Source organism: Bacillus sp. 123MFChir2, from assembly GCF_000383235.1.
GTDB lineage: Bacteria > Bacillota > Bacilli > Bacillales > Bacillaceae_G > Bacillus_A.
In genome coordinates, this window is the sequence record NZ_KB910969.1 from 18,603 (window position 1) to 32,319 (window position 13,717).

General features: G+C 38.7%; 12 protein-coding genes, 1 pseudogene and 2 other annotated features. Of the genes and pseudogenes, 6 read left to right on the top strand and 7 right to left on the bottom strand.

From position 1 onward, the window contains the following. Positions 1-135: 135 nt before the first annotated feature. The 4 genes from H280_RS0118855 to H280_RS0118870 form a co-directional block, all read right to left on the bottom strand. Complete coding sequence (locus H280_RS0118855) at positions 136-2,193, bottom strand: ATP-dependent helicase (protein WP_020062689.1); 2,058 nt, start codon at positions 2,191-2,193, stop codon at positions 136-138. A 379-nt stretch (positions 2,194-2,572) separates the two neighbouring features. After that, positions 2,573-2,995 (bottom strand): GNAT family N-acetyltransferase, encoded by a 423-nt coding sequence (locus H280_RS0118860; RefSeq protein ID WP_020062690.1) that lies wholly within the window; start codon positions 2,993-2,995, stop codon positions 2,573-2,575. A gap of 1 nt (position 2,996) precedes the next feature. Continuing rightward, entirely contained in the window at positions 2,997-3,515 is a 519-nt protein-coding gene (locus H280_RS0118865) for a YjcG family protein (protein WP_020062691.1), read from the bottom strand. A gap of 90 nt (positions 3,516-3,605) precedes the next feature. Further along, positions 3,606-4,337, bottom strand: coding sequence for an alpha/beta hydrolase (locus H280_RS0118870; protein WP_020062692.1), 732 nt, complete (start codon positions 4,335-4,337; stop codon positions 3,606-3,608). Positions 4,338-4,676: 339 nt separating this feature from the next. Between H280_RS0118870 and H280_RS0118875 the strand changes: the two genes are divergently transcribed. Continuing rightward, on the top strand, positions 4,677-5,588 hold the full coding sequence (locus tag H280_RS0118875) for a DMT family transporter (RefSeq protein WP_020062693.1): 912 nt from the start codon (positions 4,677-4,679) through the stop codon (positions 5,586-5,588). A gap of 66 nt (positions 5,589-5,654) precedes the next feature. On the opposite strand, the gene H280_RS0118880 is transcribed toward H280_RS0118875, so the two are convergent. Continuing rightward, complete coding sequence (locus H280_RS0118880) at positions 5,655-6,032, bottom strand: Ig-like domain-containing protein (protein WP_020062694.1); 378 nt, start codon at positions 6,030-6,032, stop codon at positions 5,655-5,657. Positions 6,033-6,337: 305 nt separating this feature from the next. After that, positions 6,338-7,801: a sodium/proline symporter PutP gene (gene putP / locus H280_RS0118885; RefSeq protein WP_020062695.1), complete on the bottom strand. Its 1,464-nt coding sequence runs from the start codon at positions 7,799-7,801 to the stop codon at positions 6,338-6,340. A gap of 304 nt (positions 7,802-8,105) precedes the next feature. Further along, positions 8,106-8,344 (top strand) — a binding site (T-box leader). A 42-nt stretch (positions 8,345-8,386) separates the two neighbouring features. Continuing rightward, positions 8,387-8,622, top strand: a binding site (T-box leader). 233 nt (positions 8,623-8,855) lie between these two features. Between putP and trpD the strand changes: the two genes are divergently transcribed. The 5 genes from trpD to trpA are packed head-to-tail and all read left to right on the top strand — an operon-like array spanning position 8,856 to position 13,194. Then, positions 8,856-9,881 (top strand): anthranilate phosphoribosyltransferase, encoded by a 1,026-nt coding sequence (gene trpD / locus H280_RS0118895; protein WP_020062697.1) that lies wholly within the window; start codon positions 8,856-8,858, stop codon positions 9,879-9,881. Continuing rightward, positions 9,882-10,643, top strand: coding sequence for an indole-3-glycerol phosphate synthase TrpC (gene trpC / locus H280_RS0118900; protein WP_020062698.1), 762 nt, complete (start codon positions 9,882-9,884; stop codon positions 10,641-10,643). After that, positions 10,640-11,242 (top strand): phosphoribosylanthranilate isomerase, encoded by a 603-nt coding sequence (locus H280_RS0118905; protein ID WP_020062699.1) that lies wholly within the window; start codon positions 10,640-10,642, stop codon positions 11,240-11,242. Before trpC ends, H280_RS0118905 begins: the two co-directional genes overlap by 4 nt. A 2-nt stretch (positions 11,243-11,244) precedes the next feature. After that, positions 11,245-12,438, top strand: a complete 1,194-nt coding sequence (trpB, locus tag H280_RS0118910) for a tryptophan synthase subunit beta (RefSeq protein ID WP_020062700.1) — start codon at positions 11,245-11,247, stop codon at positions 12,436-12,438. A 3-nt stretch (positions 12,439-12,441) separates the two neighbouring features. Continuing rightward, entirely contained in the window at positions 12,442-13,194 is a 753-nt protein-coding gene (trpA, locus tag H280_RS0118915; RefSeq protein WP_020062701.1) for a tryptophan synthase subunit alpha, read from the top strand. A 340-nt stretch (positions 13,195-13,534) separates the two neighbouring features. Here the strand turns inward: trpA and H280_RS0118920 are convergent. Next, positions 13,535-13,717: pseudogene (locus H280_RS0118920) on the bottom strand (IS5/IS1182 family transposase); the annotation flags it as partial.

Sequence of the window (13,717 nt, forward strand, 5' to 3'; positions counted from 1 at the left end):
CTGTTTTATCCTTTGGGGAAGAAAAAACAGGGTATTTTTTGTTTTATCCCGCTATTCGTGGGCAGTAAAGTGGAGGGTGAAGAAAGCCCCTCTGATTAAAGTTTCACTTTATTTCATAAAGCTTTAAGCCAGTTGTTATTTTGTTTTTTGTAGGTCATCTCTTGTCAAAAATAAAAATCTCGAAACATCAAGTTTTTTTCCTCTAAAAAACTGCGGAGAAGAAATGTATAATTCTTCTTTTGCTCGTGTAATTGCCACGTATGCTAAGCGTCGTTCTTCTTCTAATGCCTCGGAGGTATCGGTGACGCGGTCGTTTGCATCTTTTAATGACGAAGAATGCGGTAATATTCCATCGCTTGCACCGAGTAAGAAAACGCATGGAAATTCAAGGCCTTTGGCGTTATGAATTGACATAAGCGAGACCGCATCTTGCTGGGCTCTTGTTTTTAAGGCTTCCATTTCTTTTTGACTTTGTATCGCTGTGTTTACAAAGTCTAAATACGCTGGAATGTCGGAAAAGCGATTTGCAGATTCAATGAGCTCTTCAAGCATTTCTTCTTGTATTTCTTTTTGCATTGTGAAAGAAGAACGGTCATTGCTTTGCAGATATTCTAAATATTGTCCTTTTCCTTTAATAATTTCTTTTAATGCATTTTTCGGTTCAAGTTTTTTAATGAATTTTAGAAAATCAATACGATCATTGATTTTCTTTACTTGGAACGATTTTAAATTCGGATTCAGTAAAAGAAAATGTAAAAGGGAAGGGAAACGTCCTTCACCGTATTTCCATTGTTCTCGTTCAATAAATGATATACATTCATCGCGTCCGATATACATCGTTGGCAAAATACTTGCAAGTGATTCTAATCGAAATGGCTCAAAGGCCAATCGCAGTTGATCTAATACCGGTTTAATAAGTGAGTGTTCATAAAATGATTGGCTTACCCCGTATTTGACGAACGGTATTTTATGAACCGTAAGCTGATCGAGTAAGGAACGGCTTACAGAATGGGTCCGGTATAATAAGCAAAAGTCTGTATAGCGCCTTTCACCGCTTGCTACTTTATCTTGAATCAGTTGCAGTATTTGATTTGCTTCATCCAATGTTGTTGCCGGTCTTGAATAAAACGGCTGCACGCCTTCTTCGTGAACGGAGTACAGTTCTTTGTTAAATCGTTCTTGATTTAGCTTAATGACTTCATTACCAAGGCCAACAATAAATGGGTTCGAGCGATAATTTGTATTTAAAGTAATAATAGTTGTATCATCAAATTCTTTTGGAAAAGCAAGGATAATTTGATGACTAGCTCCGCGCCAGCCGTAGATCGCTTGATCGTCATCCCCCGCGATAAATAAGTTGTTTTGCGGTGCTGCTAATAATTTTACAATTTCATACTGAGCGTATGATGTATCTTGAAATTCATCCACTTCAATGTATTGAAAGCGAGATTGCAGCTGCGTTAATAAAGCTGCATTATTTTCTAACAAATAGAACGTTTCAAGTAAAATATCATCAAAATCTAAATAGCCATGACTTTGTTTTACGTCTTCATAACGTTGATACACTTCTTGAAATTCACGTTCCACAGGTGTTTTAGCTTGGACATCTTTTGGCCTATTTAATTTATTTTTTTTAAGTGAAATCATTGCTAGCATACTTTCCGCATCATAGTCATCTTTTAAACGAAGTTCTTTTAAAATTTTCTTTATAATAATTTGTTTGTGCTTTTCGTTTGCTAAAATTTGTTGGTTGTATCCTTGGCTGCGAAGTAACTTTAAGAACACAGAGTGGAATGTTCCAGCAACAAGATAATGGCTCGCTGCAGGTGTCATGCCAGGTAATGTTGCTACGCGGCTTCGAATTTCTTCTGCTGCTTTTTGTGTAAAGGTAAGCAGCAATATGTTGCGCGGGTGAATACCTTTTACATTGACTAAATAGCCAACGCGCGTTGTTAAGACAGACGTTTTTCCACTGCCAGCACCAGCTAATGTAAGAACGGGCCCTTCAGTCTGACGAACAGCTTCTAATTGCTTTTCATTTAAATATATTCCTTGTTTTTCAAGAGCGCGAAAATAAGTAACATCCGCATCATTTGGCTGAACTAAGTCCGTAGATGTTTTCGGAATATGATAAGTTGCGCGAGGTATATTCGAATGTGTTAATGATTTTTGCGAAAAATTTTCCTTAGTCATAATTTCACCTTCAATAAGTAGCATCAACTTATAACTTTAGCGGAAGATAGGGGAATTGGCAATGTAAAAAGTAGGGGAGTAATGTGATTTCGTTTGGGGTGTAGAAATTAAAAACCTCTCTTTTTTGGATTGGCGAGAGGAACTGGCCATGTGTAGTAGCGGTCAGTTCCTGTGTTAGCCCCGTGCGATGTTCAACCAAAGAGAGGGAACGAGTGCAGTTTGAATTTTTTTTGAAGAAGCCGTGATTTATGTGTTGAAAGGATTAAAATAAACCACTTATCGGTACGTCTCGATAACGTGCCCAGCGCACGGCGTTGGCCACGTCCTGAGTGTCCACGCCTATTTGATAAAAAAGAAGCGCCAAACAAGGCGCTTCTTTTTATAGATCTTTTATCATGACAACATGCGGAATATCAGCATCCATAAATACATCAGAAGTTGTTTTGTATCCAAGCTTATGATAAAACGGCTCAGCATGTGTTTGTGCATGAAGTTTCAGTTTTGGAAGAGATTCTTCTTTCGCAAGAACCTCTAATGCGTCCATGATTATCTTGCCAGCCCCTTTTTGGCGGTGAGATGATAAGACACAAATGCGTTCCATTTTCCCGATACCATCGACGATGCGAAAGCGTCCAGCTCCAACTGGAACATCTTGATCGTATAAAACAACATGTTTTGCAGCTTGATCATATTCGTCGTATTCTTCTTCGGATGTAACCTTTTGCTCATCTACAAAAACTTGTTTACGAACGGAAAAAGCATCTTCTAGTTGTTTTTCATTTTGTACGACTATAATTTGCAAATTATTGTTGCCCCTTTCCTAAATGGAATGTTTCGTATACTGTCCATGTTCCGTTTTCTAATTGGTATAGTAAATGGAACCGATCGATTGGTTGCTCATAATAGAAATCTTTCATCTTTAAGCGACCTAAAACATCTGCATGCTCTGCATCTGATAATTGTTGTCCAATTGTAAGGTGCGGCACAAAAGCATATTCGCGATCTTGTGTGAATATACCGTTATGCATTTCTTCGTTTAGAAATGTTAATTCAGGTGTTTTTTCTACTTTAAAATAAATAACGTTATTTACAGGTGCAAATGAGCTAACTTTTCCAACATGTAATGTAAACGTATTTGTTTTATTTGCAATTGTATGAAGCTCTTGTACAATCGTTTCTAATTTTTCATCAGCTACTTCGAAAGGTGCTTTTAATGTAACGTGTGGTGGAACTAATGCATAATGTGGATCATAACGCTTACGCAGACCGTTTGCTTTATCTTGAATCATTTTTGATGGAAAAATTACAATACCTAGTTTCATCTCTAAATTCCTCCCCTTGTCTGAACGTAGTTTGTATGAAAAAAGAACTCTTTGTTTATTATATCAGATAATTCTGAATGATACTGTATATTATTTCAGCACTAGCATATGAGAAAACGCATGTGGTAAGTTTTTTTGCCAATATTTCCATGTGTGATTGCCAGTAAACTCTTCGTAATAAGTTATAAATCCTCTTTCAGTAAGAAGAGAATGCAAATCACGGTTTGGCGTTACAAAATCAGAAATATTACCATCTGTTGTTTTTACAGCTGTTTCTTCTGTACCGATGATGTGATATAAATCTAAGACGTGCGGCTCTGTAAAGACTTTAGTACGCTCTAATACAGATTCATTTACAAATGGTGACTGCATAATTACCTTTCCAAATGTATGCGGATACATAAGTGCAGTCATAAATGAAACCGTACCGCCTAAAGAATCCCCGATTAAAACGCGGCCTTTTCCCATTTGATATGTTGGGTACTGCTCATCTAAATATGGCACGAGTTCATGAGCTAAAAAGCGAATGTACATGTCATTTTGTGAGCCGTTTGGATGATATTTTTCTTTTCGATCGTGTACGTCTTTATATGGAATACCAACAATAATCGTTCGATCAATTTCCTCTGTTTCGCGAAGTGACTCTATAACGCGATGTGCTTTTCCAAGTTGAAAATAATCTCTGCCATCTTGTGCAATCACAATGGTGTGCTTATGAAGCGGTGTGAAATTTGCTGGTAAATAAACGAGAAGCGTTAGATCCTCTTGCAATGATTTGCTGTAAAAAGTAAGTTCTTCAATTTTTCCGATTGTTTGTGTCATCGTGTAATCTCCCCTAAGTAAAAAGTTACTACAACTTTATTTTAGCATAAGAATGAGAAGAATCTAAAAAATTAGTATTCAGTATGGAAAGAAACGGCTATAATGAAATGAGAATTTTTCTTGTAGATGAATTTGAATTAAAGATCTGACATAAAACCTTCTTTTTTTAGATGGGCGAGAGGGACTGTCCATGCGTAGGAGCGGTCAGGGCTTAATTCTGCCACGCGCGAGGTTTAAAACAAATGGAGGAAGCGAGTAGCGGGTCATGTTTTGTTATGTATAGCCGCCACTTATATGTTGAAAAATCAAGATAGATATATAGAAATAAGGAGACAGTATATGAAGCAGCAACAATCTATAGCACTGCCGTTAGCGATTTCGATTATTACGATTTCATTTGCGGCTATTTTTGTAAAAATGTCTACGGCACCATCTTCTATTTTAAGTATGTATCGTTTATGGATTATTGTGATTATTATGCTTCCGATTGTCTGGAAGAAAAGAGCAGAATTTACGAGAATTGAGAAGAAAGACTGGGGATTTTTAATTGGATCTGGATTCTTTTTAGCACTGCATTTTCTTCTTTGGTTTGCATCGTTAAAATTTACAACAGTTGCAAGCTCTACGATTATTTTAGCATTGCAGCCACTCGTATCCCTCATTGGCGGATTTTTCCTATTTAAAGAAAGAACAACACTCATGTCACTTGCAACAATGGGAATTGCGATTATTGGTGTAGGGTGTATTGGATGGGGAGATTTAGGACTGAGCAGGGAAGCAGTTTTAGGGGATATATTATCATTTTTGAGTGTAATTGCAGTGGTTGGATATTTATTTATTGGACAAACGACAGTGAAAAAAGTATCGCATTGGATTTATAGTTTTACTGTCTTTACATTTGCAGCTCTATTTTTAAGTATATATAACATGATATTACAAATTCCATTTACAGGGTATTCGTCATGGGACTGGACTGTATTTTTCTTACTTGCAACCGTACCGACTGTATCTCAAATGATTAATAATTGGTTATTGAATTATGTAAATGCAACAACCATCTCTATGAGTATTTTAGGTGAGCCTGTCGGTGCGATGATCCTTGCTTTCTTTTTACTCGGTGAAAAATTAAATTCTATGCAAGTAGTCGGAAGCATTCTTGTATTATGTGGTGTGTGTATCTTTTTATTACAGCAACAAAAGCGCCCATTTAAAGAATCGGTAGAAGGCATGGTATATACGCAAGAGACATAGTTGTTTCGGACAATTAAAGTATTCATTCAACTAGCCACCGGTAAAGCACTGGTGGCTAGTTTCACTTTATTTAGGTTTGATGATATAGGGCTGAACGTGGACAGTACATAGATCGCGGAATTTTCCTTCTGCGGTTGTGACAACAATAGTAGCTTGTCCGGCTTGTTTTCCTATTACAGTTGCTTTCTGTTTTTCGGGATGAATCTCTACAATATGGGGGTTCATGCACGTCCAAATGATATCTTGGTTACTTGCCTGTGAAGGAAGGACAGCAGCAGTAAGTTCTGCTTGTTGCCCAGTTTTTAGTTTTAACTTAGCTTTTTGCAGTTGTACACCGATGACCGGCACAATAGAAGGAATAATGGTAATATGAGGCAGATCGGTTTGCATTGCAGCACATGAAGAAGAGATAAGGTGTTTTTGGGGATGAAATGGTAATTGCATATAAGGTGTCCTCCTTCTAATAATGTTCTTAGTTATACTATATACAAAGAATGTTAGAAATAATTTAAGGTAATATAAAGAATTTGTTAATTTACAGAAAATTCAGTACAATAATATATAAATACAAATTGAAAAACTGACCTAAAAAACTCCTTTCTTTTCAGGTGGGCGAGAGCATCTGGCCGTGCAGAGAAGCGGTCACTGTTTGTTCTGTATAGCAGTGATTTGCATGTTGAAAAATCAAAATGGATTAATAAAAAAACAATCCCCGCTTCTATTGTACAGAAGCAGGGATTGTTTTTTTATTAAGAAGCTATTTTTTCGAACTCGTCAAATTCTTTTTGAACCTTTTCTGATGGCTTTGTTAATAGACTTACAATAATAATAACGAGTAAGCTCACAGCAAAACCAGGAATCATTTCATATAGCATATCTTTTAAAAACTTAAATTGTGTCCACGTAATAACAGTTGTTGCACCGGCGATCATACCAGCAAGGGCGCCCCATTTCGTCATTCGTTTCCAGTATAGGCTTAATAAAACAACTGGTCCGAATGAAGAACCGAATCCTGCCCAAGCGTAGCCGACAAGTGCTAGAATTGTGTCATTTTGTTTAAAAGCAAGTCCGGTTGAGATTAGAGCAATGATCAGAACGGCCATACGTCCTACAAAAACAAGTTCGCGGTCCTTTGCAGAGCGGCGGAAAAATGTCCGGTATAAATCTTCTGTTACAGCACTTGAAGTAACAAGAAGCTGAGAAGAAATTGTACTCATAATTGCCGCTAAAATGGCAGCTAATAAAAATCCAGTAATGAGAGGATGGAATAAAATATTTCCAAGCTCAAGGAAAATCGTTTCTGGATCTGCTAATTTCATATCCCTGTCAGCATAATAAGCAATTCCAATTAGTCCAGTAAACATTGCGCCGACAATAGAGAAAATCATCCAGCTCATTCCGATGCGGCGAGCGCTTTTTAATTCTTTTACAGATGAAATTGCCATAAAGCGCACGATAATATGAGGTTGTCCAACATAACCAAGACCCCAAGCAAATAAAGAAATAACGCCGAGGACAGAAGTGCCTTTAAAAATATTTAATAACGTTGGATCGACAGATTGAATCGTATGAAATGCTGATCCAAGACCATTTACATGCATAATTGTTACAACTGGAACTAAAACGAGTGCGATGACCATAATAATTCCTTGTACGAAGTCTGTCCAACTTACAGCTAAGAAACCGCCAAATAACGTATATGCTACAACAACAGCTGCAACGATGAAAAGTCCTGTGTGATAGTCCATTCCAAATGTATTACGGAATAAAACAGCGCCTGAAACTAATCCAGAAGCTACATAAAATGTAAAAAAGATTAAAATAACAAGTCCGGAAACAAGACGTAGCATATGAGAATTATCGTGGAAGCGATGTTCCAAAAATTCTGGGATTGTAATTGAATTGTTTGCAAGTTCAGAGTAGGTACGTAAGCGAGGAGCGACGTATAGCCAGTTTGCATATGCGCCGAGTGTTAAACCGATCGCAATCCAACTGCTGCTTAGACCTGTTGCAAACATAGCACCGGGTAATCCCATTAATAGCCAGCCGCTCATATCAGCAGCGCCTGCACTAAGTGCTGTTACTGCGGGGCCTAATGTACGCCCGCCAAGCATATAGTCAGTTAAATTAGATGTTCGTTTGTAGGCGATGTAGCCAATTACTAACATCCCGATCATATAGATCGAAATAGAAATCAAAATCTGTGTGTTCATGTTAGTCCCCTTTCCTAAGTAGTATCTTTTGCTGCGTTACATATTATAATCTAACATGATTATATGTAAAAATCTATCCTCTAAATATGAATTTTCAGAAATATAAGCGTATTTAGAAGATAAAATATTTTACCAAAATAAAGTTTTTTGTTGATGCATAGCTATTTTTATAGAGTATTTATTATTTTTACATAAAAATGAGTTGTTTTGTCAATATAATATTTAAGATGGACATAAAAAAATTATTTCTTGAAGGTATTGACTTCCAAAAAAAGAAAAGCATATAATGATTTCAAATTTAAAAACGCAAGCGTTGATGAAGAAGAGTACATATTATGGACATGTCAGAGAGCTGATGGTTGGTGCGAATCAGTATGAAAGTAATATGGAATGGGCTTCGGAGCTTCCAAACCGAAACGACAGAAGTAGGCTTTGGCGAAAAGATCTCATCGTTACAAGAGACACGTATTGTATTTCGATACGGAAAAGTGCGTTACTTTTGTAACGAATTAAGGTGGCACCACGGGAGTACCCGTCCTTTTTATAGGATGAGTACTCCCTTTTTGTATACAAAAAAATGAATAGGATAAATCGATGAGTAAGAAGAGTATGTATATTGGAGACGTTTCAGAGAGCCGGGGATAGGTGAGAGCCCGGTGCGGTGCCATATGCAGAATGGGCTTACGAGAGGTATGCTGAACTGTAAGTAGGCAGGCCCGGGTTCCGCCGTTACAAGGATAGGGTATAAGATTGTACCTGAAAAAGAGGGATGCTTTGCATCCAACAAGAGGTGGTACCGCGGTAAATTTATCGTCCTCTGCATATTTCCATATGCAGGGGACTTTTTTATTTTGCATAGAGAGGTGACAGTGATGATGACGAAAGAACAATTTATGATGGGAAAACAACAAGGGAAAACCTTTCTTGTTATTCAGGAAGAAGAAGGTGATAAATTAATGCGGGATTGGTGAGGGCTGATAATCAGTGGGGGATGAAGAAAACCCCCCACTGATTAAAGTTTCACTTTAACTCATGTGAAAGAGGAGGAGAGAGTATGAATGGCTATCTTCGAAAATTAGTAGAAGGGCAAGATTTAACGGAACAGGAAATGTATGAAGCGGGTATTAGCTTATTAAGCGAAAATATTTTAGAAAGTGAAATTGCAGCCTTTTTAGCATTGTTAAAGGCAAAGGGGGAAACAGCAGATGAAATATACGGCCTTGTTCGCGCCCTTCGTGAAAAAGCATTGCCGTTTTCCAATCATATTGCAAATGCGATGGACAATTGCGGAACAGGAGGGGACGGGGCTGGGACGTTTAATGTGAGTACAACATCAGCTTTCGTACTTGCTGGTGCAGGTGTAAAGGTTGCGAAATACGGAAACCGCGCCGTTTCTAGTAAAACAGGAAGTGCGGATTTATTAGAAGAACTTGGTGTAAACATTGCATGTTTGCCAAAGCACATTGATTATTTGTTAGAGAACGTCGGTATCGCTTTTTTATTTGCACCGGCAATGCATCCAGCACTGCGCCGCATTATGAAAGTAAGAAAAGAATTAAACGTTCCAACAATCTTTAACCTAATCGGACCGCTTACCAATCCCATTCATTTAGAAACACAGTTCGTCGGGATTTACAAACGGGAGATGTTACGTCCGGTAGCAGAAGTCTTGCAAAAGCTTGGCAGAAAAAGAGCGATTGTTGTAAACGGCAGTGGATCTTTAGACGAAGCATCTTTGCAAGGGGAGAATCACATAGCAATTTTAAAAGATAACAGCATTATGGAAGTGGGAATTTCCCCGGAAGAGTATGGATTTTCACGTGTGACAAACGAAGCGATTCGAGGCGGAGATGCAAAGGGAAATGCCAATATTACATTACATGTGCTGCAGGGAGAAGATAGTGTATACCGTGAGACAGTGTTATTAAATGCCGGGCTTGCCCTCTTTGCAAACGGAAAGGCAAGGACAATTGAAGATAGCATTCGCTTAGCAGCTCATAGTATTGATTCAGGAAGGGCGCTGGAGAAATTACAGCTCTTAATTGCTGAAAGTAACAAAAAACTAGAAAGGGTGAAGTAAATGGACACAATTTTAACGAAAATTATCGAGCAAAAAAAGAAAGAAGTAGCAGTGTTGTATGAAACGTATATCCCAGAAAAGAAAAACCGTACATCCTATTCTCTTGTAGAAGCACTAGGACAATTTACAGTCATTGCAGAAATAAAACGTGCTTCACCGTCTAAAGGAGATATGAACTTACACGTTGACGTTGCGAAACAAGCGGAGCTTTATGAAACAAATGGTGCCGGAGCAATCTCTGTTTTAACAGATATTCACTTTTTTAAGGGCTCATTTCACGAGTTAGAAACGGCAAGAAATCATGTGAATGTACCGCTTTTATGTAAAGATTTTATCATTGATCGGATCCAAATTGACCGGGCGTATGAAGCAGGAGCCGATCTCATTTTATTGATTGTTGCTGCATTACCAAAAGAAGAATTATTTGCGCTATATGCGTATGTAAAAGAGCTCGGCTTAGAAGCAATTGTAGAGATTCATAATGAAGAGGAATTAGAAATAGCGTTAGAGCTAAATCCAGATGTCATCGGCGTAAACAATCGGAATTTAAAAACATTCGAAGTCGATTTATGTATAACGGAACAACTTGGGAAACGGTTAAATAAACAAAACGTACTTTGGATTAGTGAGAGCGGTATTCATACGAAAGAAGATATTACACGTGTGAAGCAAGCCGGAGCAAAAGGAATTCTTGTCGGAGAAGCGTTCATGACAGCCTCGTCTGTCGGAGACTTTTTTCAATCACTGCAGGTGACGAAATGAAAGTAAAGATTTGCGGGATTACCGATATAAAAGCGGCGAAAATCGCTTGTGAATACGGAGCGGATGCTATTGGCTTTGTATTTGCGGAAAGTAAACGGAAAATTACTCCCAAACATGCAAAACAAATTATCGAAGAGCTTCCGGAAAATGTAATGAAAGTTGGTGTTTTCGTAAATGAGTCGATGGAAGTAATTGAAAACATTGCAACGCATTGTGGTTTAACGCACGTACAACTACATGGAGATGAACAAAACTATCATATCAAAAGATTGAATATTCTGTCTACAAAGGCGATTGGTGTGAGTTCGCGCGAAGATATAGAACGGGCAAAGGAATATGAAACTGATTTTATATTATTTGATAGTCCGAAAGAGCAGTTTCATGGCGGGAATGGAAAAACATTTTCATGGGAGTTATTGCGATCAAATCCGCTTGAAAAAAAATGCATATTAGCAGGCGGATTGAATCTTGAGAATATAACATATGCAATTGAAATGGTTCGGCCCTATATGGTTGACGTGAGCAGCGGCGTAGAAACAAACGGCAAAAAAGATATCGAGAAAATAAAACAATTTATAACAAAAGCGAAGGAGTGTTAACTATGCAATATGTATATCCAGATGAAAAAGGTCATTACGGTATGTACGGAGGACGTTATGTCCCAGAAACATTAATGCAGTCTGTTTTAGAATTAGAAGAAGCGTATAAAGAGGCAATGCAAGATGAATCATTTCAAAAGCAATTACAGCATTATTTACAAACGTATGTCGGCAGAGAAACACCGCTTTATTTTGCAGAAAATCTAACAAAGTATTGCGGCGGCGCAAAAATTTATTTAAAGCGTGAAGATTTAAATCATACAGGTGCTCATAAAATTAACAATACAATTGGGCAAGCACTTCTTGCAGTGCGAATGGGCAAGAAGAAAGTTGTCGCTGAAACCGGGGCTGGGCAGCATGGAGTCGCAACAGCAACTGTATGTGCCTTGCTTGGCTTAGAGTGCGTCATTTTTATGGGAGAAGAGGATGTGAAGCGTCAAAAATTAAATGTCTTTCGAATGGAATTGCTCGGCGCAAAAGTGGAAAGAGTTGCAGCAGGAAGCGGGACGCTAAAAGATGCAGTAAACGAGGCGCTTCGCTACTGGGTTGCACATGTACATGATACACACTATGTGATGGGATCTGTTCTTGGACCGCATCCGTTTCCGCAAATGGTACGTGATTTCCAAAGTGTGATCGGCGAGGAAACGAAGAAACAATATGCAGCGTTAGAAGGGAAATTACCGGAAGCTGTTGTCGCTTGCATTGGCGGCGGGAGTAATGCGATGGGAATGTTTTATCCGTTTGTGCAAGAGGAAGAAGTTGCACTTTACGGCGTAGAAGCAGCAGGCAAGGGAATTCATACAGAGAAGCATGCCGCAACATTAACGAAAGGAAGCGTCGGCGTCCTGCACGGATCGATGATGTATATTTTGCAAAATGAAGAAGGACAAATTCAAGAGGCGCACTCCATTTCGGCAGGGCTTGATTACCCAGGAGTTGGTCCGGAACATAGCTTATTAAAAGACATTGGCCGTGTATCGTATCATTCCATAACAGATGAAGAAGCACTCCATGCGTTTCAGTTGTTAACGAAGAAAGAGGGGATAATCCCGGCATTAGAAAGTTCACATGCTGTTTCGTACGCACTGAAACTAGCACCGACTATGAAAAGTGATGAGGGACTTGTCATTTGTTTATCCGGGCGCGGTGATAAAGATGTTGAAAGTATAAAACGATATATGGAAGAGGTGTAAGTGATGGGAGTAGAAAGAATAAGTGAAGTATTTGAAAATGGAAAAAAAGCGTTCATTCCGTATGTAATGGGCGGAGATGGCGATTTACAAGAACAAATTCGTTTTTTAGATGAAGCCGGGGCAAGCATTGTTGAAATTGGCATCCCGTTTTCTGATCCAGTTGCAGACGGACCAACGATTCAAAGGGCTGGAAAACGAGCTTTAGAAAACGGAGCAACGTTAGAGGGGATTTTTCAAGCACTTGCGGAAGTGCGAAGAGAAGAGCAAATCCCATTTGTACTCATGACCTATTTAAATCCTATTTTAGCATTTGGGAAAGAGCGTTTTATAGGGCGCTGCATCGAAGCAGGCGTCGATGGGATAATCGTGCCAGACCTCCCATATGAAGAACAAGATATCATTGTACCGCTACTATCCGATGCTAACATTGCACTTATTCCGCTTGTAACAGTAACGAGCCCCATAGAACGAATTCAAAAGATTACAAGTAAATCACAAGGATTTGTTTATGCTGTCACAGTAGCAGGCGTAACGGGAGTACGCCGCGATTTCACGCAAGAATTACACACATACTTAGAAAAGGTGAAAGCGCATGTGCAGCTTCCCGTTGTTGCTGGATTTGGTATATCAACAAAAGAGCAAATAGAAGACATGACTCGAGCGTGCGATGGAGTCGTGGTCGGCAGTAAAGTCATTGAACTGTTAGAGAAGGAAAAACGAGATGAAATTCGTGAGCTGATTGCTGCGGTGAAATGAAGGGATTTTGGCAACTCTTTAAACTGTACACGGTGCGTCGAACGGTGTCGAGGAATCTTTATCCCGCATTAACGGGCAGTAAAGAATGGGGAAGCACGGGGAAGAAAACTGCCCGTAAAAGCCCGATTGGTGAGAGCTTTCCATCAGTGAGAAAAGCGTCACTGATGGAAGTTTCACTTTAAATTGTGTCGAAGCGCCGATATATTCTAAAAAATGGTCGATATATAAAGAGGCCACTGAAAAACTCACGTTTTTTCAGCTCAAAAACCGGATGTGAAATTAGAAAGGCGACTTTTCGTTCAAAATGGAACGAAAAGTCGCCTTTCTTTCTATTCTTTTTTTACTTTTCTTCCTTTTTTTCCTTCATTAAGGTCATAATTCGTTTTAAATTGACGGCAAATATAGCCATCGCACCTTGCATTCGCATACCAATGAGACCCGAGGAAGATGCTACATCATACCCGTGTCTGTGCTTCAGTTCACTATTTTTCGCTTCGATTTTGTAACGCTCTTTCCCTTTTTC

Bases quoted from the DNA above. Each gene is read 5' to 3' on its own strand.
- H280_RS0118855 (WP_020062689.1), bottom strand. From the start codon at position 2,193: ATGACTAAGGAAAATTTTTCGCAAAAATCATTAACACATTCGAATATA.
- H280_RS0118865 (WP_020062691.1), bottom strand. From the start codon at position 3,515: ATGAAACTAGGTATTGTAATTTTTCCATCAAAAATGATTCAAGATAAA.
- H280_RS0118870 (WP_020062692.1), bottom strand. From the start codon at position 4,337: ATGACACAAACAATCGGAAAAATTGAAGAACTTACTTTTTACAGCAAA.
- H280_RS0118875 (WP_020062693.1), top strand. From the start codon at position 4,677: ATGAAGCAGCAACAATCTATAGCACTGCCGTTAGCGATTTCGATTATT.
- H280_RS0118880 (WP_020062694.1), bottom strand. From the start codon at position 6,032: ATGCAATTACCATTTCATCCCCAAAAACACCTTATCTCTTCTTCATGT.
- putP (WP_020062695.1), bottom strand. From the start codon at position 7,801: ATGAACACACAGATTTTGATTTCTATTTCGATCTATATGATCGGGATG.
- trpD (WP_020062697.1), top strand. From the start codon at position 8,856: ATGAATGGCTATCTTCGAAAATTAGTAGAAGGGCAAGATTTAACGGAA.
- trpC (WP_020062698.1), top strand. From the start codon at position 9,882: ATGGACACAATTTTAACGAAAATTATCGAGCAAAAAAAGAAAGAAGTA.
- H280_RS0118905 (WP_020062699.1), top strand. From the start codon at position 10,640: ATGAAAGTAAAGATTTGCGGGATTACCGATATAAAAGCGGCGAAAATC.
- trpB (WP_020062700.1), top strand. From the start codon at position 11,245: ATGCAATATGTATATCCAGATGAAAAAGGTCATTACGGTATGTACGGA.
- trpA (WP_020062701.1), top strand. From the start codon at position 12,442: ATGGGAGTAGAAAGAATAAGTGAAGTATTTGAAAATGGAAAAAAAGCG.